This window comes from Curtobacterium sp. BNK-1 (assembly GCF_048685235.1).
GTDB classification, from domain to species: domain Bacteria; phylum Pseudomonadota; class Gammaproteobacteria; order Enterobacterales; family Enterobacteriaceae; genus Pantoea; species Pantoea agglomerans.
On record NZ_JBLQTJ010000001.1, the window covers coordinates 1,292,967 to 1,313,053 of the forward strand.

The 20,087-nt window shown below is 57.1% G+C and carries 19 protein-coding genes; 15 read left to right on the forward strand and 4 right to left on the reverse strand.

The features are described 5' to 3' along the window. Positions 1–4: 4 nt before the first annotated feature. The 4 genes from rimJ to murJ all read left to right on the forward strand — a co-directional run bounded on the left by rimJ (position 5) and on the right by murJ (position 3,833). On the forward strand, positions 5–595 hold the full coding sequence (gene rimJ, locus ACMGGP_RS06190) for a ribosomal protein S5-alanine N-acetyltransferase (protein WP_010246386.1): 591 nt from the start codon (positions 5–7) through the stop codon (positions 593–595). Positions 596–611: 16 nt separating this feature from the next. Continuing rightward, positions 612–1,250 (forward strand): YceH family protein, encoded by a 639-nt coding sequence (locus ACMGGP_RS06195; protein WP_010669835.1) that lies wholly within the window; start codon positions 612–614, stop codon positions 1,248–1,250. 1 nt (position 1,251) lies between these two features. After that, a complete protein-coding gene (locus ACMGGP_RS06200; RefSeq protein WP_010246381.1) occupies positions 1,252–2,172 on the forward strand; it encodes a Gfo/Idh/MocA family protein in 921 nt (306 codons plus the stop codon). A gap of 122 nt (positions 2,173–2,294) precedes the next feature. Then, positions 2,295–3,833, forward strand: a complete 1,539-nt coding sequence (gene murJ / locus ACMGGP_RS06205; RefSeq protein ID WP_010246379.1) for a murein biosynthesis integral membrane protein MurJ — start codon at positions 2,295–2,297, stop codon at positions 3,831–3,833. Between the two features lie 306 nt (positions 3,834–4,139). Here the strand turns inward: murJ and flgN are convergent, their stop codons facing one another. From flgN to flgA, 3 genes are all read right to left on the reverse strand, one after another. Continuing rightward, entirely contained in the window at positions 4,140–4,571 is a 432-nt protein-coding gene (gene flgN / locus ACMGGP_RS06210; RefSeq protein WP_010246377.1) for a flagellar export chaperone FlgN, read from the reverse strand. Positions 4,572–4,576: 5 nt separating this feature from the next. Further along, positions 4,577–4,885 carry a flagellar biosynthesis anti-sigma factor FlgM gene (flgM, locus tag ACMGGP_RS06215; RefSeq protein WP_010669838.1) on the reverse strand — a complete coding sequence of 103 codons (309 nt, stop codon included), beginning with the start codon at positions 4,883–4,885 and terminating at the stop codon, positions 4,577–4,579. Positions 4,886–4,989: 104 nt separating this feature from the next. After that, positions 4,990–5,649, reverse strand: coding sequence for a flagellar basal body P-ring formation chaperone FlgA (gene flgA / locus ACMGGP_RS06220; RefSeq protein ID WP_010669839.1), 660 nt, complete (start codon positions 5,647–5,649; stop codon positions 4,990–4,992). Positions 5,650–5,803: 154 nt separating this feature from the next. On the opposite strand from flgA, the gene flgB reads away from it, so the two are divergent. From flgB to flgL, 11 genes are all read left to right on the forward strand, one after another. Further along, positions 5,804–6,217 (forward strand): flagellar basal body rod protein FlgB, encoded by a 414-nt coding sequence (gene flgB / locus ACMGGP_RS06225; RefSeq protein ID WP_003849889.1) that lies wholly within the window; start codon positions 5,804–5,806, stop codon positions 6,215–6,217. 2 nt (positions 6,218–6,219) lie between these two features. Next, positions 6,220–6,624 (forward strand): flagellar basal body rod protein FlgC, encoded by a 405-nt coding sequence (gene flgC / locus ACMGGP_RS06230; protein ID WP_003849888.1) that lies wholly within the window; start codon positions 6,220–6,222, stop codon positions 6,622–6,624. A gap of 12 nt (positions 6,625–6,636) precedes the next feature. Next, on the forward strand, positions 6,637–7,311 hold the full coding sequence (gene flgD / locus ACMGGP_RS06235) for a flagellar hook assembly protein FlgD (RefSeq protein WP_010246369.1): 675 nt from the start codon (positions 6,637–6,639) through the stop codon (positions 7,309–7,311). A gap of 26 nt (positions 7,312–7,337) precedes the next feature. Next, positions 7,338–8,594: a flagellar hook protein FlgE gene (gene flgE / locus ACMGGP_RS06240; protein WP_010246367.1), complete on the forward strand. Its 1,257-nt coding sequence runs from the start codon at positions 7,338–7,340 to the stop codon at positions 8,592–8,594. Positions 8,595–8,614: 20 nt separating this feature from the next. Next, positions 8,615–9,370: a flagellar basal body rod protein FlgF gene (locus tag ACMGGP_RS06245; protein WP_010246364.1), complete on the forward strand. Its 756-nt coding sequence runs from the start codon at positions 8,615–8,617 to the stop codon at positions 9,368–9,370. A gap of 17 nt (positions 9,371–9,387) precedes the next feature. Further along, complete coding sequence (flgG, locus tag ACMGGP_RS06250) at positions 9,388–10,170, forward strand: flagellar basal-body rod protein FlgG (protein ID WP_003849881.1); 783 nt, start codon at positions 9,388–9,390, stop codon at positions 10,168–10,170. Between the two features lie 60 nt (positions 10,171–10,230). Continuing rightward, positions 10,231–10,941, forward strand: a complete 711-nt coding sequence (locus ACMGGP_RS06255; RefSeq protein ID WP_029519565.1) for a flagellar basal body L-ring protein FlgH — start codon at positions 10,231–10,233, stop codon at positions 10,939–10,941. A gap of 9 nt (positions 10,942–10,950) precedes the next feature. Continuing rightward, complete coding sequence (locus ACMGGP_RS06260) at positions 10,951–12,060, forward strand: flagellar basal body P-ring protein FlgI (RefSeq protein WP_010246359.1); 1,110 nt, start codon at positions 10,951–10,953, stop codon at positions 12,058–12,060. Continuing rightward, positions 12,060–13,022, forward strand: coding sequence for a flagellar assembly peptidoglycan hydrolase FlgJ (flgJ, locus tag ACMGGP_RS06265; RefSeq protein ID WP_010246357.1), 963 nt, complete (start codon positions 12,060–12,062; stop codon positions 13,020–13,022). The genes ACMGGP_RS06260 and flgJ overlap by 1 nt, the downstream gene beginning before the upstream one ends. 123 nt (positions 13,023–13,145) lie before the next feature. Then, entirely contained in the window at positions 13,146–14,795 is a 1,650-nt protein-coding gene (gene flgK, locus ACMGGP_RS06270; RefSeq protein WP_010669846.1) for a flagellar hook-associated protein FlgK, read from the forward strand. 14 nt (positions 14,796–14,809) lie between these two features. Next, entirely contained in the window at positions 14,810–15,775 is a 966-nt protein-coding gene (gene flgL / locus ACMGGP_RS06275) for a flagellar hook-associated protein FlgL (protein WP_033766930.1), read from the forward strand. Between the two features lie 372 nt (positions 15,776–16,147). Here flgL and rne read toward each other — a convergent pair whose 3' ends face one another. Then, positions 16,148–19,579, reverse strand: coding sequence for a ribonuclease E (gene rne, locus ACMGGP_RS06280; RefSeq protein ID WP_498798271.1), 3,432 nt, complete (start codon positions 19,577–19,579; stop codon positions 16,148–16,150). Positions 19,580–20,087 lie beyond the last annotated feature (508 nt).

The following is a 20,087-nucleotide window of genomic DNA, read 5'->3' on the forward strand; positions in this document are numbered from 1 at the left end:
CAGGATGTTTGGCTATCGTTCTGCCGCGCCCAGGGTGCGATTAACCACCGATCGGCTGGTGGTCCGTCTGGTTCACGAGCGTGATGCCTGGCGAATGGCAGATTACTACGCGGAAAACCGCCTGTTTTTAAAACCGTGGGAGCCGGTGCGTGATGACAGCCACTGCTACCCCTCGGGCTGGCAGGCGCGGCTTGGGCTGATTTCCGACATGCATAAGCAGGGTTCGGCCTTCTATTTCATTTTAATGGACAGCGATGAAACCGAAGTGAGGGGAGTGGCGAACTTCAGCAATGTGTTGCGCGGATCCTTTCATGCCTGTTATCTCGGCTATTCACTGGGTGAAAAGTGGCAGGGGCAGGGGTTCATGTTCGAAGCGTTGCAGGTGGCAATCCGCTATATGCAGCGCCAGCAGCATATTCACCGCATCATGGCTAACTACATGCCGCACAACCAGCGCAGCGGCGATCTGCTGGCGCGACTCGGTTTTGAGAAAGAGGGTTACGCGAAAGATTATCTGCTGATCGACGGACGCTGGCAGGATCACGTGCTGACAGCCTTAACCCTGCGGGAATGGACGCCTGACCGGCGTGGATAATAATGAGGATGCGAGCATGAAGATGACTTTATCGGCGCAGGCGATGCGCGTGCTGGGCTGCCTGCTGGAGAAGCAGGTCACCACGCCGGAACAGTATCCGCTGTCGCTGAATGGCGTGGTGGTGGCCTGTAACCAGAAATCGAACCGCGAGCCGGTGATGGAGCTGAGCGAAAGTGAGGTACAGGATCAGCTCGATCAGCTGGAAAAACGGCATCTGATTACCGCCAGCAGCGCCGCCGGGCAGCGGGTCGTGAAATATGAGCAGCGTTTCTGCAACTCCGCGTTTGGCACACTAAAGCTTAACAGCGCAGAAGTCGCTCTGTTGACGCTGCTGTTACTGCGCGGGCCCCAGACGCCAGGCGAACTGCGTACCCGCAGCGGCCGTCTGCACGAGTTCAGTGATGTCAGCGAAGTTGAGCAAACGCTGGAAGGATTGATGCAGCGCGACGACAGTGCTCAGGTGATCCGTCTGCCGCGTGAACCTGGCAGGCGCGAAAGTCGCTTTATGCATCTGCTGGGCGATGAGCCTGACCAGCCGCAGGCCGCAGACGCGTCGGAAGAGCAGGGCGAACTGGCGGCGCGCGTCGCAACGCTGGAACAGCAGGTTGCAGCGCTTCAGGCACAACTCACCCAACTGCTGCAACCGGAGAGCTGAGATGACCTTACGTATTGGCATGGTGGGATTAGGCGGTATCGCGCAGAAAGCCTGGCTGCCGGTGCTGTCGGCGGCGACGGACTGGACCCTGGCAGGGGCGTTTTCCCCGAACCAGGCCAAAGCCCGGCCGGTCTGTGACAGCTATCGCATGCCATATTTTGGTTCGCTGAATGAATTAGCCGCTGCCTGCGACGCGGTCTTTGTCCACAGCAGCACCGCCACGCACTATGAAGTGGTCAGGGCGCTGCTGCTGGCAGGAAAGGATGTCTGCGTCGATAAGCCGCTGGCTGAAACCCTGGAACAGGCTGAGGCGCTGGTGGCGCTGGCGGAAAAACGGCAGCGTAAACTGATGGTGGCGTTTAACCGGCGGTTTGCCCCGCGCTATCAGCAGCTACGGGCGGAGATGGCGGACGCCGCTTCTCTGCGGATTGAAAAGCACCGTAGCGACAGCGTCGGGCCACAGGATCTCCGCTTTACCCTGCTCGATGACTATCTGCATGTGGTGGACACCGCCCTCTGGCTGGGCGGGAAACCCTTTCGCCAGGTTCAGGGACGCATCGACACCAACGAACAGGGGCAGATGCTCTATGCTGAGCACCATTTCGCTGTTGAGGGCTTGTCGATTACCACCAGCATGCACCGGCGCGCAGGCAGTCAGCGCGAGCGGGTAAGCGCAGTATGTGACGGTAAGTGCATCGACATCAGTGAGATGCGCGACTGGCAGGAAGAACGGCGTGACGGGCTGCTGATTACGCCACCGCCCGCCTGGCAGAGTCATCTGACCCAGCGCGGTTTCAGCGGTGCGGCTCGCCATTTCATCGACTGCGTACAAAATCAGACGAAGCCTGAAACCAGCGGTGAGCAGGCGCTGATGGCGCAGCGTGTGGTGGAAAAATTGTGGCGTGAGGCGACGCAGGAATAACGCCTTGTAACACTCCGTGCTGGTCATTTCCCTCCGTGGCAGTAGACTGTCGCCGGGCATCTTCTGGGTGCCCGCGCTAATTCTCCTTTTTTGCCGATTCTTTTCAGGATGCGCCGTCAATTATGAATTTGTTGAAATCGCTGGCAGCGGTCAGTTCTATGACCCTGTTTTCCCGCGTACTGGGCTTTGCCCGTGATGCCATCGTGGCGCGGGTGTTTGGCGCCGGAATGGCGACCGATGCGTTCTTTGTTGCGTTTAAACTTCCCAATCTGCTGCGGCGTATTTTTGCTGAAGGCGCCTTTTCTCAGGCCTTCGTGCCCATTCTGGCTGAATATAAAAGCAAGCAGGGCGAAGAGGCGACGAAACTGTTCCTGGCCTACGTCTCGGGCCTGCTGACGCTGGCGCTGGCGCTGGTCACGGTGGCGGGCATGATTGCTGCGCCCTGGGTCATCATGGTGACGGCCCCCGGCTTTGCCGACAGTCCCGATAAGTTTGCGCTCACCAGCTCGCTGCTGCGGGTGACCTTTCCCTACATTATGCTGATTTCGCTGGCGTCACTGGCGGGTGCGGTGCTGAACACCTGGAACCGCTTCTCGGTACCGGCCTTTGCACCAACCCTGCTGAACGTCAGCATGATTGGCTTTGCGCTGTTTGCCGCGCCGCACTTCCACCCACCGGTAATGGCGCTGGCCTGGGCAGTGGTAGCAGGTGGCGTGCTGCAACTCGGCTATCAGCTGCCACACCTGAAGAAGCTCGGGATGCTGGTGCTGCCACGCCTGAATCTGCGTGATGCGGGCGTCTGGCGGGTCATGCGTCAGATGGGACCTGCCATTCTGGGCGTTTCTGTCAGTCAGATCTCGCTGATCATCAACACCATCTTCGCCTCGTTTCTGGTCTCAGGTTCGGTCTCCTGGATGTACTACGCGGACCGCCTGATGGAGTTCCCCTCGGGTGTGCTGGGCGTGGCGCTGGGCACCATTCTGCTGCCGTCGCTGGCCAAAAGTTTTGCCAGCGGCAACCATGATGAATATTCCCGGCTGATGGACTGGGGTCTGCGCCTCTGTTTCCTGCTGGCGCTTCCCAGCGCGGTGGCACTGGGCATGCTCTCCGGCCCGCTGACCGTGGCGCTGTTCCAGTACGGCAAATTCACTGCCTTTGATGCACTGATGACTCAGCGCGCTCTGATCGCCTACTCCGTCGGACTGATGGGGCTGATCGTGGTCAAGGTGCTGGCTCCGGGCTTCTATTCCCGTCAGGACATCAAAACGCCGGTTAAAATTGCGATTATCACGCTGATCATGACGCAGGTAATGAACCTGGCGTTTATTGGTCCGCTGAAACACGCCGGTCTGTCACTGTCGATTGGGCTGGCAGCCTGTCTGAATGCGTCGCTGCTCTACTGGCAGCTGCGTAAGAAGAATATCTTTATGCCGCAGCCGGGCTGGAGCAGCTTCCTGATCCGCCTGCTGATAGCTGTAGTGGTGATGGCAGGCGCGCTGTTTGCCATGCTGCAGTGGATGCCAGCCTGGGAGCAGGGATCGATGCTGTGGCGGCTGCTGCGTCTGGCCGCGGTCTGTGGTGTGGGCGGCGGGGCCTATTTCCTGGCGCTGGGGCTGCTGGGCTTCCGGCTTCGCGACTATGCGCGTCGCACCGCTGTGTAAAGCTTGCCGCAATAAATAAATTCAACGCGCAGGGAACAGGGGCAGAGGAGGAAAGCGTCCCGCGCCATGGACAAAAACGCCGGGAGCGTTTTTGAACAACGCAACGCGTTGGCCCGGCAACGGGCGCACCTCAGGGATGAGGTGCGTAATCGCGCGGGCCGAGCGGCCAGGGATTGGCTTTAGCGTCTTTCCGATCTGCCCCTGTTCCCTGTGCAGGCTCAATTTTAAAGCTCATCATGGTGAAGGAAAAAACGCACCAATAAAAAATCCCGCACCAGGCGGGATTTTTTTTCGCTACTTTCCGGTTCAGGCTTTGCGACTTAACGTCGCCTGGCCTTTACCCATCCCATCCGGGCCGTAAAAGGCCTGGGTCTGATGCGGCTTCAGCACGTCAAGCGCATCCTGGGTGTAGCGGATCTGGTGTTGCAGCAGCAGGCCGTTATGAACATTGGCATCCTGCAGACGACGGGAATGCTGCTGGATAGTGTCCCAGCGGCGCGCCATGTCGTTCTGACCACGATAAGGAGCCGAGGTCGCCTGGCTCTGTTCAGCGGTGCGGCGCATCTCGTCCAGATAGTTCAGCGTACTGAGCAGCGCGCTTTTATCTTCGGTGATACGCTGCAGCAGATTGCTGTTAATGTTTCCGGCTGCCAGCTGCTGCTGCTCTTCTTCCAGCACGGCTGACAGCGACGCCAGCACATCCTGCATCTTATCTAAGGTGGTCTGCAAATTACTCATGGGAATTAATTACCCTCTAAATACGCCTTGGTGTCGGCAATCAGCGCATCGGCGATTTTGCCGGTATCCATCTTCAGTTCGCCATTACGAATGGCGGTTTTCAGTTGTTCAACGCGCTCGACGTTAATATCTTTGCTGCTCGGCTGCATCAGCTGCGACTGCGCGCTGCTCAGTTTTACCTGGGCTGCAGCAGGGGTCGTGGCTGCTGCCACCGGGCTGGCGCTCTGGCGCACTTTGCTGTTACCGGACTCACTGCTATCGCGGCTCTGTACGGTGCTGGCGGGTTTCAGAGGTTGCGTTCTGTCAATGCTCATGTTCGGGCTCCTGTACGGTCAGGGGAAGTCTGCCACCTGAATCAGAATAGCGTTATCGCTTAGTTGATTCTTCTATCGGCAGCACTACGGGCTTCTTTAACACTTTACAGCGTTATAAGAATATTCCCATCCTCTCGTACCTTACCGCTGACAACCTGACCATTTCCCATCCTGACCCGGACCGACTGCGATCGGGCGGCGTTATTCAGTGCCTTGCCCTCACCGCTGGCATCAAATCCGTCGCCGCTGGCAATCACCATCACATTCTGACCCGCCTTGACCCGCCACGGCTGACGCAGTGTGGATGGGTTAATCGGCTGTCCTGGCGGGATATCGCGCAATACCACGGCATCTGCGACCGAGTCCGCATTCAGCAGGGCGCGGGCGGGCAGGGTATCCAGGCGACCAGTCTGCAGCGTGAAATCACTCTCGCTGACGCTACTGCCCTGGCTCAGCAGCCGGTTTGCCACCAGATAGGACCCGGTGACCTGAACCTGTACCTGGATATAACGGCGATTCTCACCGCAGTTTGCCGCCACGCTCATATTGCCCCACAACCGGCTGTTGCCGGGCAGAGTGAACTGTGGCGTCTCACAGGCTGGCCACTGTTCCTTCGGCGTGCGGACTACCACGACCATGCCATCAGCATGCTGGGCGTCACGCGCTTTAAAAAATTGATTCAGTTGTGCATTGAGATCCCCGGCAGAAGCTGGCAGGGCGAACGCGACCAGCAGGCTGGTCAGCAGGGTCAGATATCGACGCATTGTGCATTTCCTCACTGATGATGGCGACGAGTGTACCCGTTAAGAAAAATCCTCAATTGTCAAAATAGCGGTCATTTGAGTCGCTATTCAGACGATGACCTCTTGCTTTTTCAAATTAAGCTGCGAACTCGAAATTCTCATACGCGGAGGAAACATGCTCGACAAACTGGATGCGGCGCTGAAATTTGGTACGGAGGCCCTCAACCTGCGTGCTCAACGTCAGGAGATCCTGGCGTCAAATATTGCCAACGCCGATACCCCTGGTTATCAGGCCCGGGATATCGACTTTGCCAGCGAGCTGAGTCGGGTGATGTCCAATGGTCGTGCGGAAGGCAGCAGCATGGCGTTAAAAGTCACGTCAGCTCGCCACATTGAAGCACAGACAAACGGCGCGCCATCGATGGATATGCTTTATCGCATTCCCGATCAGCCTTCTGCCGACGGCAACACCGTTGATATGGACCGTGAACGTACGCAGTTCGCGGATAACAGCCTGAAATATCAAACCGACCTCACCCTCATCAGTAGCCAGATCAAAGGCATGATGAGCGTGTTACAAGGGCAATAATTATGGCCTTGCTGAATATTTTTGACATTGCCGGCTCAGCGATGACCGCGCAATCACAGCGATTAAACGTCAGTGCCAGTAACCTGGCGAACGCCGACAGCGTCACCGGCCCGGATGGTAAGCCTTACGTGGCCAAGCAGGTGGTCTTCCAGACCGATGCGGCGCCAGGTTCAGCGACCGGCGGCGTGAAAGTGGCAAAAGTTGTGGATGACCCCACGCCAGCGAAGCTGGTCTATGACCCGGGCAATCCGATGGCAGATGCCAAAGGCTACGTGAAGATGCCGAACGTGGATGTCGTTTCTGAAAGCGTCAACACCATGTCGGCGTCACGCAGTTACCAGGCCAACGTCGAAGTGCTCAACACCGTGAAGTCGATGATGATGAAAACCCTGACCCTCGGGCAATAACGGAGAAAAATTATGGCTATCGCGGTAGGCGTTAACGACAAGCTGGACCCCACGGTCCTTAGCTCTTCAAACACCAGTGGCACCGGCAACAATGCACAGGATCTGCAGAACCAGTTCCTGACCATGCTGGTGACGCAGTTAAAAAACCAGGATCCAACCAATCCAATGGATAACAGCCAGCTCACCACGCAGCTGGCACAGATCAATACCCTGAGCGGTATTGAAAAACTGAATACCACGCTGGGATCGATCTCCGGCCAGATCACCACGAGCCAGTCACTGCAGAGCTCCACGCTGATTGGACATGGCGTGATGGTGAATGGCGGACAGATTCTGGTCGGCAAAGGCACCACAACACCATTTGGCGTTGAACTGGCCTCTGCCTCAACCGGCGCATCGGCCACGATTAAAGATGCCAGTGGCAACGTGATCGATACCGTCGATCTGGGCGCGCTCAGTGCTGGCGTGCACACCTTCTCGTGGGACGGCAAGCTGACCGATGGCTCTGAAGCACCGGATGGTAAATACAGCGTTGCGATTGCCGCAAGCAATGGCAACACACAACTGGTGGCACAACCGCTTAACTACGCCTACGTCAATGGGGTGAGTACTGCGAACAACACCACAAAACTGGATCTCGGCACCATGGGCTCCGCCACCCTTGACGACGTACGTCAGATTCTCTGATTAACCTGTAGACAGGAAACCTATAAATGTCATTTTCCCAAGCGGTCAGCGGCCTTGGTGCTGCTTCAAGTAACCTTGATGTCATCGGTAACAACATTGCTAACTCCGCAACAGCGGGCTTTAAATCGAGCACCATCGCGTTTGCCGATATGTTTGCCGGTTCTAACGTCGGTCTCGGCACCAAAGTCGCGGCGGTGATTCAGAACTTTAACGACGGTGCGACCACCACCACCAGCCGTGGCCTGGACGTTGCGCTGAGCGGTAACGGTTTCTTCCGTATGACCGACAGCAGCGGCGGCGTCTTCTATTCACGTAATGGCCAGTTAACGCTGGATGCTAACCGTAACCTGGTCAACACCCAGGGTCTGAACGTGACCGGCTATCCGGCCAGCGGTTCACCGGCCACCATTCAGGCCGGTGCTAACCCGGTAGCGTTGCGTATTCCTACCGAGCAGATGTCAGCCCGCGCCACCACCACCGCCGGTCTGGTTGCCAACCTGAACTCAACGGATACCACGCCATCCGTGCCTACCTTCTCGACGGCGAACGCAGACAGCTACAACAAGAAAACCACGGCAACCGTGTTCGACTCGCAGGGTAATGACCACGCGCTCGACATGTATTTCTCGAAAGACACCACCAGCAACAGCTGGACCGTGCGTACCATTGATGGCACCACCGGCACCTCCGCGGGTGACTTCCGAATGGCGTTTGACACCAGCGGTAAGCTGACCAGCGTTTCTAAGCTGGATGCCAGCGGCGCGGTTGTCAGCACCACGACGGATGGCACCGTCGGCCTGACGCTGAACGTGGGCGGCGCCAATGGCGCAGTAGCCAATCAGCCCATCAACCTGAGCATGCTGGGCAGCCTGCAGCAGAACACCGGCGCCACCAACTTTGGCAGCCCGACCCAGGATGGTTATGCACCTGGCGATCTGACCAGCTACGCGATCAATAATGACGGCACCATCACTGGCAGCTACTCAAACCAGAAAACCCAGCTGCTGGGTCAGATTGTCCTGTCGAGCTTCTCTAACCCGGAAGGCCTGCAGTCTAAAGGCGACAACGTCTGGCAGGCTTCGAGCGCATCCGGTCAGGCAGCAACTGGTCTGGCTAACACCGGTACCTTTGGTTCACTGACCGCCGGCGCACTGGAATCGTCCAACGTCGACATGAGTAAAGAGCTGGTGAATATGATCGTCGCGCAGCGTAACTATCAGGCGAATGCGCAGACCATCAAAACTCAGGACCAGATTCTCAACACGCTGGTTAACTTACGTTAATTCGCTAACAGGATTGCCATATGGATCACGCGATATATACCGCGATGGGCGCGGCCAGCCAGACGCTGGATCAGCAGGCGGTTACCGCCAGCAACCTCGCCAACGCCTCTACACCCGGTTTTCGTGCACAGCTGAATGCGCTGCGCGCAGTGCCGGTGAGTGGCTGGTCACTGCCAACCCGCACGCTGGTCGCCGCCTCAACACCGGGCGCCGACATGAGTCAGGGCGCGATGGATTACACCGAGCGTCCACTCGATGTGGCGGTGCAGCAGGATGGCTGGCTGGCGGTACGTACCGCTGACGGCAGCGAAGCCTATACCCGCAACGGCAATATGCAAATCAGTCCGACCGGTACGCTGACGGTTCAGGGCAATCCTGTGATGGGCGATGGCGGTCCGATTGTGATTCCGCAGGGCACGCAAATCACCATTGCAGCCGACGGCTCGATCACCGGGCTGAATGCCGGTGATTCACCGAATGCCACGGTTCAGCTGGGCAAGCTGAAGCTGGTCAGGGCAACAGGGCAGGAGCTGCAGCGCAGTGATGACGGCATGTTCCGTCCGACTGCGTCGACGCAGACAACCCGCGGTGCCGCGCTGCAGGCCGATCCCACCATGCAGGTGATGCCTGGCGTGCTGGAAGGCAGCAACGTCAAACCGGTAGAAACCATGGTCGATATGATCGCCAACGCCCGACGTTTTGAGATGCAGATGAAAGTCATCACCAACGTCGACGAAAATGAACAAAAAGCCAACCAGCTCCTGAGCATGGGCTAAGGCACGAGGATAACAACATGATTCGTTCTTTATGGATCGCTAAGACCGGTCTTGATGCGCAGCAGATGAACATGGACGTCATTGCCAACAACCTGGCAAACGTCAGCACCAACGGCTTTAAGCGTTCACGTGCCGTGTTCGAAGATCTGATGTACCAGACCATGCGCCAGCCGGGCACACAGTCATCAGAGCAGACAACGCTGCCATCCGGTTTGCAGATCGGTACCGGTGTTCGTCCGGTGACCACTGAGCGTCTGCATACGCAGGGCAACCTGTCGCAGACCAGTAACTCAAAAGATATCGCCATTAACGGCCAGGGCTATTTTCAGATTCAGATGCCGGATGGCACCTCTGCTTATACCCGTGACGGCGCGTTTCAGGTTGATCAGAACGGCCAGCTGGTGACCAACTCCGGTTTCCCGGTGCAGCCAGGCATCACCATTCCGGCCAACGCCACCAGCATTACCGTGTCGCGTGACGGTGTGGTCAGCGTGACGCAGCAGGGTCAGGCTCAGGCCGCGCAGGTGGGGCAGTTAACCCTGAGCACCTTTATGAATGACGCCGGTCTCGATAGCGTGGGTGAAAACCTCTACAAGGAAACTCAGGCATCGGGCGCACCGACAGACAGCACGCCAGGCCAGAACGGCGCAGGTCTGCTCTATCAGGGCTACACCGAAACCTCGAACGTTAACGTGGCGGAAGAGCTGGTCACCATGATCCAGACGCAGCGCGCCTACGAAATCAACAGCAAGGCGATCAGCACCTCTGATCAGATGCTGGCGAAATTAACACAGCTTTAATCCCGAACAGGGCCAGCCCGTGCTGGCCTGAATGACAGACATTAATAAGGTCGTGACGCCGTGGCGAAGCAACAGATTCTCAAGCCTGGACATTGGTTAGTTGCCTCGTTGCTGCTAACTCTTAACGGATGTGCCCTGGTCCCGCGTACCCCGCTGGTCGAAGGTGCAACCACAGCGCAACCCATGCCGTCTGCGCCACCGGTGGTCAACGGCTCTATATTCCAGGGCGTCGCGCCGCTTAACTACGGCTATCAGCCGCTGTTTGAAGATCGTCGTCCACGCAACATTGGCGATACCCTGACCATTACGCTGCAGGAAAACGTCAGCGCCAGCAAAAGCTCCTCAGCCAATGCCAGCCGCGATGGCAGCAGCAGCTTTGGCGTGAGCGCGGTGCCGACCGGACTGGCAGGCCTGGTGGGTGCAGGTGGTGAAAAAGCCAACATCGACGCGACAGGCAAAAACGATTTCGCAGGTAAAGGCGGCGCATCTGCCAATAACACCTTTACCGGCACCATTACCGTCACCGTGGATCAGGTGTTGTCAAACGGCAACCTGCACGTGGTCGGTGAAAAACAGATTGCCATTAATCAGGGCACGGAGTTCATTCGCTTCTCGGGCGTGGTCAACCCACGCACCATTAGCGCCAGCAACGCCGTGTTATCTACTGCTGTCGCCGATGCACGTATTGAGTACGTCGGAAATGGTTACATCAATGAGGCGCAGACCATGGGTTGGTTCCAGCGTTTCTTCCTGAACATCTCGCCGATGTAAGAGGTTTCAATGAAAAAGTTAACGCTGTTACGCGCCGGGCTGGCGCTGCTGCTGGGCGTCAGCCTGCTGGCAAAAGCCGATTTGATTCGTGATTTAACCACGGTACAGGGCGTACGTGATAACCAGCTGCTGGGCTACGGCCTGGTGGTGGGCCTGGATGGCACCGGTGACCAGACGACTCAGACGCCATTTACTACGCAGACCGTGAGCAACATGCTGTCACAGCTTGGCATTACCGTTCCGACCGGAACTAACATGCAGCTGAAAAACGTGGCGGCCGTTATGGTCACCGCGAAACTGCCATCGTTTGCCCGTCAGGGACAGACGCTGGATGTGGTGGTCTCATCGCTGGGTAACGCCAAAAGCCTGCGCGGCGGCACACTGTTAATGACGCCGATGAAAGGGGTAGATAACCAGGTCTATGCGCTGGCACAGGGTAACATCCTGGTCGGTGGTGCGGGTGCCTCAGCGGGCGGCAGCAGTGTTCAGGTTAACCAGCTGAACGGTGGCCGTATTACCAGTGGCGCCACCGTTGAGCGTGAACTGCAGAGCAACTTTGGTTCGCAGAACACCATTAACCTGCAGCTTAACAGCGAAGATTTTTCGATGGCGCAGCGTATTGCTGATGCAATCAACGCCCGTGGCGGTTACGGCGCGGCGCAGCCGCTGGATGCCCGTACCGTGCAGATCCGCGTGTCGCCTAATAATGGTGCGCAGGTGCGTCTGCTGGCTGAGATCCAGAATATTGATGTCTCGATTCCGGTTGAAGATGCGAAGGTGATCATCAACTCCCGTACCGGCTCAGTCGTCATGAACCGTGAAGTGACGCTGAATCAGTGTGCTGTGGCGCAGGGCAACCTGTCGGTGACGGTTAATCAGCAGCAGAACGTCAGTCAGCCTGATACCCCCCTGGCCGGTGGTCAGACGGTGGCGACGACGCAGACTCAGATCGATCTGCGCCAGACCGGCGGTGCGCTGCAACGCGTCAACGCCAGCGCCAACCTGAACAACGTGGTGCGTGCGCTGAATGCGCTGGGTGCGTCACCTATCGAACTGATGTCAATTCTGCAGTCGATGCAGAGTGCCGGCTGTCTGCGTGCCAAACTGGAAATTATCTGATGGCTGATATGCAATCTCTGACGAGTTCGGCTTTCGACAGCCGTTCCCTGAATGAACTGAAACGCCAGGCCAGCAACGATCCGAAAGGACAAGCGTTGCAGGTGGCGCGTCAGGTCGAAGGGATGTTTGTACAGATGATGCTGAAGAGTATGCGCGAGGCGTTGCCGCAGGACGGCATTATGGGCAACGAGCAGACCAAACTCTTTACCTCTATGTATGACCAGCAGATTGCACAGGAGATGGGGAAGCGCGGCCTCGGCCTGGCGGAAACCATCGTCAAACAGATGCAGCCCGCCACCGCGCCGGATGAAAAAGCCGGTACGGTGCCGATGAAGCTGGATAACAGCTTTATTCTCAGCACCAGCGGGGCAACACCACTGCCCGCGCAGCAGCTGGAGCAGATTGTGCGTAAGGCAATGCCGCGTCTGCCGCCGGTCGCTTCACCGACGGGTCTGCCCAGTGACAGCCGCGAGTTTATCGCCCAGCTGACGCAACCGGCGCAGGCTGCCAGCCAGCAGAGTGGCATTCCTCATCACCTGATTCTGGCGCAGGCTGCGCTGGAGTCGGGCTGGGGCCAGCGTCAGATCCTGACCCGCGACGGCAAACCGAGCTACAACGTGTTCGGGATTAAAGCCAGCGGCGACTGGAAAGGTGACACCACCGATATCATGACCACCGAATATGAGCAGGGCGAAGCGAAGAAAGTGCGTGCCAGCTTCCGCGTCTATAACTCCTATTTCGAGGCGCTGACCGACTACGTCAAACTCCTGACCAAAAACCCACGCTATGCGGCGGTGACGAACGCCTCAAGCGCAGAGCAGGGTGCGCAGGCCTTACAGGCGGCCGGTTATGCCACCGATCCAAAATATGCGCAAAAGCTGGTGGGAATGATTCAGCAATTCAAAAGTATGGGCGACAAAGTCGTCAAAGCTTACAGTCAGGATATGGGCGACCTGTTCTGATCATTGCGCCTCAAGTTTCACTTTAGCAAGCCGATAACATCCCTATAGCCAGAAGCGTTTTCGCCTGCTGGCGCCCACTTTGATGTCTGCCAGCCCGGTTGACGGGGAACGTAAGGAACCGAGATGTCCAGCATAATTAACTCCGCGATGAGCGGATTGAGTGCCGCGCAGGCCGCTCTGAGCACCACGAGTAACAACATTTCCAATTACACCGTGGCGGGCTATTCACGTCAGACCACGGTACTGGCGCAGGCGAACAGTACCCTGCAGGGCAATAGCTATTATGGTAACGGCGTGAATATCACCGGTGTACAACGTGAATATGATGCGTTTATTGCTACGCAGCTGCGCGGTTCTAGCGCGAACTACAGCGCGGTAAGCACCCAGCACAGCCAGATTTCTAACATTGACGATCTGCTGTCGACCTCGACTACCAGCCTGTCGACCTCGCTGCAGGGCTTCTTTACTAACCTGCAGAACGTGGTCAGCAACGCCAACGATCCGTCGGCGCGTCAGTCGATGCTCAGCAATGCGCAGGGGCTGGTCAGTCAGTTCCAGACGTCAGCGCAATACCTGAATAATATGCAGAACAGCGTCAACGCCGATGTCGATTCCAGCATCAAGCAGGTCAATACCATTACCAGCCAGATTGCCGATCTGAACAAACAGATTGGCAAACTGAGCACGGCAAACGGTGCCGCACCTAACGATCTGCTCGATAAGCGCGATCAGCTGGTGAATACCCTGAATAACGTGGTTGGTGTGACGGTATCGCAGCAGGATGGCGGTTACACGGTCGCGATGGCCAATGGCCTGACGCTGGTAAACGGCGACAAATCTCACGATCTGGTGGCGATGCCCTCCAGCAGCGATCCGACCCGCACCACCATCGGCTATGTCGATAAACAGGCGGGCAACGTCGAGATCCCGGAGAAGCTGATCACCACCGGTTCGCTGGGCGGTCTGCTGGCGTTCCGTACTCAGGATCTGGATCTGGCACAGAACCAGCTGGGTCAGTTAGCGGCGGCGTTTACCACCAGTTTCAACGATGTTCACAAGCAGGGCTTCGATAGCAAAGGCAATCAGGGTGTCGATTTCTTTAATATCGGCAGCCCGATCGTGGTGGGCAACAGTAAAAACAGCACCGCCGCGTCCGTCACCGCTGAGTGGACCGATACCAGTGCACTGAAAGCATCCAATTACACCGTGAGTTATGACGGCAATAACTGGACCGCGACCCGCGCCTCAGACAGTACGGCCGTTACCATCACGCCAGGTACCGATGCCAGTGGCAACACCACGCTGAGCTTTGACGGTCTGAAACTGACCGTCGCCGGCACGCCTGCACCTGCTGCCAAAGACAGTTTCCTGGTGAAGCCGGTCCAGAACGCCATCAACGATATGTCAGTCGCGATCACCAGTGAATCTCAGGTGGCCGCCGCGGGTGCCGTAGGCGGGGAGAGTGATAACCGTAATGCGCAAAAACTGCTGAATCTGCAGGATGTGAAACTGGTCGGCGGTAACGCCACGCTGTCTCAGGCCTACGCCACCATCGTCAGCAGCGTGGGTAACAAAACCAGTTCACTGGAAACCACCAGCACCACTCAGAAAAGCGTGGTCAGTCAGCTGACCCAGCGCCAGCAATCGGTCTCTGGGGTAAACCTCGATGAGGAGTACGCCAACCTGACCAAATATCAGCAATATTACATGGCCAATGCGCAGGTGCTGCAGACTGCCAGCACCGTGTTTAATGCATTGATCAATATTCGCTAAGGGCAGGAGATAACATGCGAATCAGTACAAATATGATTTTTGAGCAGCAGGTGCGTGGCATCACTGACTCACAGGCCTCCTGGCTGAAATCAGGCCAGGAGCTCTCCAGCGGCCGCCGTGTGAATAATCCTTCGGACGATCCGATTGCCGCGTCTCGTGCTGTCGTGTTGTCACAAACCCAGCAGCAGGGCAAGCAGTATGCGCTGGCGCGTACCTTTGCCGAGCAGGGTCTCTCACTGGAAGAGAATACGCTGAAAGGCGTCACCGATGGGATCATTGCTGCGCAAGGGCTGATCGTCAACGGTTCAACCGGTACGCTGAGCGACGATGACCGTGGTTCGATTGCTACCCAGCTGGAGGGTATCCGCGCCCAGTTGCTGAACCAGGCAAACAGCCAGGATGCCAATGGCCGCTATATTTTTGCCGGTTATAAAACTGACAGTGCGCCATTTGTGGATGCGGCAGGCACCGGCGTCGGCTACGCAGGCGGCACCGAGGCGATCACTCAGAAGGTCGATACCAGCCGTACCATGACTGTGGGCCATACCGGTGACAATATCTTTATGGCGATCTCCGGCAATGCCACCAAAGAGCCGGATGGCAGCGCCAGCGAAACGAATGTGTTTAAGATGCTGGATAGCGCCATTGCTGCGCTGAAAGTGCCGCAGGATGATGCTGACGCCGCAACCAAACAGACCTTCCAGGCGGCGATGGATAAAACCAACCGTGGCCTGGGTAACTCGCTGAATAATGTCTTAACCGTGCGTTCTGAGATTGGTACCCAGCTTTCAGAGATCGATACGCTGAATGCCCAGGGCGATGACCGTAGTGTGATTTACAGCTCGCAGATGAGTGATCTGGTTAACGTGGATTTAACCGAAGCAGCTTCTAACTACACCATGCAGCAGACGGCATTACAGGCGTCCTATAAGACCTTTACCGACATGTCTAAGATGTCCCTGTTCCAGATGAACTCGTAGTCTGACCTGAAATTTTGAGCGTACTTTAACCGGATACGCTTACTTTTTCCCACCCTCCCGCTAAAGGAGGGTGGGATTTTTTTGCCTGCGATTCAGCCGGTGGTGGGAACCATAGAAATTAAACCGGGTTGATTTACAGCGACAGTCAGCTCGCATGTCAGTCTTGCTTTCACGCTTTCACGCTTTCACGCTTTCACGCTTTCACGCTTTCACGCACACACGCACACACGCACACACGCACACACGCACTTTCCTGATTCCTGATAAGCGAGGAGGGGAGGTTAATTATCCTCTGTCCGCTGGCGGGCAGAATCGCAGGCATAAAAAAACCCCGGCTTGCAGGCCGGGGTTTAGTTCACAACAGCTTATGCGTTACGGCTTGGTCGCCGGGGCAGTGGCATGATGTGTGGCGCTATGACCACCCGCAGAACCGCGACCGTCGAACTCATAGGGTGCACGCACCCAGTCACTGTGCGGTGCCGGTTCTGACTGCCAGACTGGCGCCGGCGCTTTAGTCATCGGCGCAGAGGCAAAATGCTTCCAGCGCGTACCGTCATTCGGCACTGATGCCGTTGCAGGTACTGATGCAACAGGTTCGGCCGCAGTCACCGGTGCTGCAGGGGCGACATCGCGTGCGGCCACCGGAGCATGAGGTTCACGAACTGGCGCTGTTTCAGCTTCAGCAGCGACCGGCGCATTCAGAACTTCTTCAACTTCCGCTGCGATCGCTTCGCTGACGTCGGTAGCCGATTGCTCAGCAACCTCTGAAGGCTGTGCTTCTTCTGCAACCGCTGCAGGCTGTGCAGTCTCAACCGCAGGTGTCACAACCGGCGCTTCGGTGACAGGCTCAGCAGGCACGGCTTCGGCTGCTACCGCTTCCGCTTTTGCTTCATCTGCCGCCGGAACAACGGAAGGCTGCTCGTCAACCGGCGCGTCGATAGCACGGGTATCGTCAGTGTTCACGACCGGCACTGGCGTTTCTGCCTGCGGCTCGGCCTGTTGCACAGGCGCTTCCTGAGCAACAGATTCAACAGCGGCAGCAACGGGCTGCGCACTGGCGGCGTCTGCTGTCTCTTCGCGGTTGTACGCTGGCGTCTCGTGAGTCACATTCTGAACCTGCTCTTCGCTGGCCTGGCTCACCGGGTAACGGATCCAGACTTTACCGGATGCCATCTCTGGTGATGCAGCTGCAGCGGTCAGCGGCATTGCTGACTGAGTCGGATAACGCTCATCACGGTAACGACGACGACGCTGTCCGCTGACGCGCAGATGACGAGGCGAACGACGTGAACGACGCGGCATATTGGCGTTATCACGGTTGTCGTTGTCATCCTGCTCTTCACCCTGCGGTGCCTGGAACTCAGGCTGCGGCTGAGCCACGTCTGTCTGCTGAGGCTGACGCACTTCAGCCGGCTGGGCGAAGTCGCTGGCTTCGGCTGGCATAGGTGGACGGTTATCATCAACACGCACCTTCTGGTTCAGCTGACGCGGCTTGCGACGCGGCATAACCTGTACGCGCTCATCATCCTGCGGCTCGGTCACGTCCGGAACATCGGCTACCACTACCGGCTGCTCAGCCACTTTGGCGGCTTCTTCACCGGCACGTTTCTCTTCCTGACGACGACGCTGACGCTCAGCACGCTGTTCACGGCGCTGTTGCTGCTGCTCATCACGCTGCTGGCGCGCTTCTTCGCTCAGTGCCGGACGCTCTTCACGCACTTCACCAGCCTGGGACTGACGCTTGTTACGGCGATTATCGTTACCCTCGCGCGGCTCGCGATTTTCACGTGGCTCGCGACTTTCGCGCGGTTCACGACTTTCACGAGGTTCGCGGTTTTCACGAGGCTCACGGTTTTCGCGTGGTTCACGGCCTTCACGCGACTGCGCGTTATCTCCGTTACGCGGCGTACGCTCACGACGATTATTGTTACGACGGTTGTTATTGTTGCTGCGGCGCTCGCCACGGCCGTTGCCGTTTTCCTGCTCGCTTTCAGGCGCTTTCTGCGGTTCTGCAACCTCAGTGGCCACGGGTGCGGCGGCAGGGGCTTCTTCGCCTGCGAACATTTTTTTCAGGCCACCAAGCAGACGGCCAAAGAAGCCGGTGCTGACGGTAGCAGGCGCAGCCACAGCAGGTGCTGCTTTTGCGGCTGGCTGGGCTTCAGCGCGCTGCGCTTCTGGCTCAACTTCTACCGGTGCCGGAGGCGCATCAGGCATCACAAACGCGGCCAGAGCAGGCTGCTCAGGACGACGACGTTCAGCATGTTCCTCTTCCGACGGCATCGCCATTTCGGCTTCATGCAGCTTCGGCAGATGATAGCTCAGGGTCTGCGTCTCTTCGCCTTTGCGCACGCGCAGCACGGAGTAGTGTGGGGTCTGCATCTTGTCATCAGGAACGATGATAGCCCGCACGCCACCCTGGCGTGTTTCAATAGCGTTAACCGCTTCACGTTTTTCATTCAGCAGGTAAGAGGCCACCTGAACCGGAACAATGGCGTGAACTTCTTTGGTGTTGTCTTTCAGCGCTTCTTCTTCAATCAGACGCAGGATCGACAGCGCCAGTGACTCGTTATCACGGATGGTGCCGGTGCCGCTACAGCGTGGGCAGACGTGATGGCTGGATTCACCTAATGACGGGCTCAGACGCTGACGGGACATCTCCAGCAGGCCGAAACGTGAAATGTGGCTGATCTGAATGCGGGCGCGGTCCTGACGGACAGCTTCACGCAGACGATTCTCAACCGCGCGCTGATGGCGTACCGGCGTCATATCGATGTAATCGATAACGATCAGGCCGCCCAGGTCACGCAGACGCAGCTGACGAGCAATCTCATCGGCCGCTTCAAGGTTGGTGTTGAACGCCGTCTCTTCGATATCACCGCCGCGCGTTGCACGTGCTGAGTTGATATCGATAGCGGTCAGCGCTTCGGTACTGTCGATCACAATCGAGCCACCGGAAGGCAGGCGGACTTCACGCTGGAAAGCGGATTCGATTTGCGATTCGATCTGATAGTGGCTGAACAGCGGGATTTCACCGGTGTAGAGCTTAATTTTGCTGCTGAAGTCCGGACGGCCCAGCGCAGCGATATGCTGACGCGCCAGTTCCAGTACTTTCGGGTTATCGATAAGGATTTCACCGATGTCCTGACGCAGATAGTCGCGGAAGGCACGCACAATCACGTTACTTTCCTGATGGATCAGGAACGGAGCAGGGCGGTTTTCAGCGGCTTTCTTGATCGCTTCCCAGTGTTTTAGACGGAAGCTTAAATCCCACTGCAGCGATTCGGCTGATTTACCGACGCCCGCAGTACGGACAATCAGGCCCATGCCTTCCGGCAGTTCCAGCGCCGACAGGGCTTCTTTCAGCTCGGTACGATCGTCACCTTCGATACGGCGAGAGATACCGCCTGCACGTGGGTTGTTCGGCATCAGTACCAGGTAGCTGCCCGCCAGAGAGATAAAGGTGGTCAGCGCAGCGCCTTTATTGCCGCGTTCTTCTTTATCGATCTGAACAATGACTTCCTGACCTTCACGCAGCACGTCTTTAATATTCGGACGACCATGCGCGTTATAGCTGGAGGGGAAGTATTCGCGGGAGATTTCTTTTAACGGGAGGAAACCGTGACGCTCTGCGCCGTAATCGACAAACGCAGCTTCAAGGCTGGGTTCAATGCGAGTGATTTTACCTTTGTAAATGTTGGCTTTTTTCTGCTCGTGTCCAGGACTTTCAATATCCAGATCGTACAGACGCTGACCGTCAACCAGGGCAACGCGCAACTCCTCCTGCTGAGTTGCGTTTATTAACATTCTTTTCATCGTGACTTACTCGTTATTCTTTCATGAGTGATTACAGCTGCGGGCATAGTTACCCTGGACGAGTATCAACCGATGGCCCCGTGACTTAGTGCAATGTCGTCAACCTCACGGCTGTCGACCGCGCGAGGGGCGCAAATAACGTCGGTGGCCTGTTTTTCATAAGGGAAAACAGCACCAGATAGTGGAAATGCCTGAGAGAATAAAGAAAACCCGTGCATCCCATACTGTTGTCCAGGCCGCAACCCGCAGCCCGCTAAGTGCCTGATTTCGCATTACGTCTTACGCCATTGCTGCGTGTCTGCTCAATCCGGCAAAATGACAATTTCGCTCTTTTTCTGCCCTGAAATGGTTCAGGTAAGAAACTCAAGCATTATTCCATTGCTAACCTTCATATAGCAAGGCGACTTTAGCCAGCTTGTGAAGTTTCTTTACATTTAAATCGCTAATGTGTCGGACAAAACAGCGCTTTGCTGAAAAAGCCAGCAGAGAGGCGACCTGC

Coding starts and splice junctions, on each gene's coding strand:
- rimJ (WP_010246386.1), top strand. CDS start 5: ATGTTTGGCTATCGTTCTGCCGCGCCCAGGGTGCGATTAACCACCGAT.
- ACMGGP_RS06195 (WP_010669835.1), top strand. CDS start 612: ATGAAGATGACTTTATCGGCGCAGGCGATGCGCGTGCTGGGCTGCCTG.
- ACMGGP_RS06200 (WP_010246381.1), top strand. CDS start 1,252: ATGACCTTACGTATTGGCATGGTGGGATTAGGCGGTATCGCGCAGAAA.
- murJ (WP_010246379.1), top strand. CDS start 2,295: ATGAATTTGTTGAAATCGCTGGCAGCGGTCAGTTCTATGACCCTGTTT.
- flgN (WP_010246377.1), bottom strand. CDS start 4,571: ATGAGTAATTTGCAGACCACCTTAGATAAGATGCAGGATGTGCTGGCG.
- flgM (WP_010669838.1), bottom strand. CDS start 4,885: ATGAGCATTGACAGAACGCAACCTCTGAAACCCGCCAGCACCGTACAG.
- flgA (WP_010669839.1), bottom strand. CDS start 5,649: ATGCGTCGATATCTGACCCTGCTGACCAGCCTGCTGGTCGCGTTCGCC.
- flgB (WP_003849889.1), top strand. CDS start 5,804: ATGCTCGACAAACTGGATGCGGCGCTGAAATTTGGTACGGAGGCCCTC.
- flgC (WP_003849888.1), top strand. CDS start 6,220: ATGGCCTTGCTGAATATTTTTGACATTGCCGGCTCAGCGATGACCGCG.
- flgD (WP_010246369.1), top strand. CDS start 6,637: ATGGCTATCGCGGTAGGCGTTAACGACAAGCTGGACCCCACGGTCCTT.
- flgE (WP_010246367.1), top strand. CDS start 7,338: ATGTCATTTTCCCAAGCGGTCAGCGGCCTTGGTGCTGCTTCAAGTAAC.
- ACMGGP_RS06245 (WP_010246364.1), top strand. CDS start 8,615: ATGGATCACGCGATATATACCGCGATGGGCGCGGCCAGCCAGACGCTG.
- flgG (WP_003849881.1), top strand. CDS start 9,388: ATGATTCGTTCTTTATGGATCGCTAAGACCGGTCTTGATGCGCAGCAG.
- ACMGGP_RS06260 (WP_010246359.1), top strand. CDS start 10,951: ATGAAAAAGTTAACGCTGTTACGCGCCGGGCTGGCGCTGCTGCTGGGC.
- flgJ (WP_010246357.1), top strand. CDS start 12,060: ATGGCTGATATGCAATCTCTGACGAGTTCGGCTTTCGACAGCCGTTCC.
- flgK (WP_010669846.1), top strand. CDS start 13,146: ATGTCCAGCATAATTAACTCCGCGATGAGCGGATTGAGTGCCGCGCAG.
- flgL (WP_033766930.1), top strand. CDS start 14,810: ATGCGAATCAGTACAAATATGATTTTTGAGCAGCAGGTGCGTGGCATC.
- rne (WP_498798271.1), bottom strand. CDS start 19,579: ATGTTAATAAACGCAACTCAGCAGGAGGAGTTGCGCGTTGCCCTGGTT.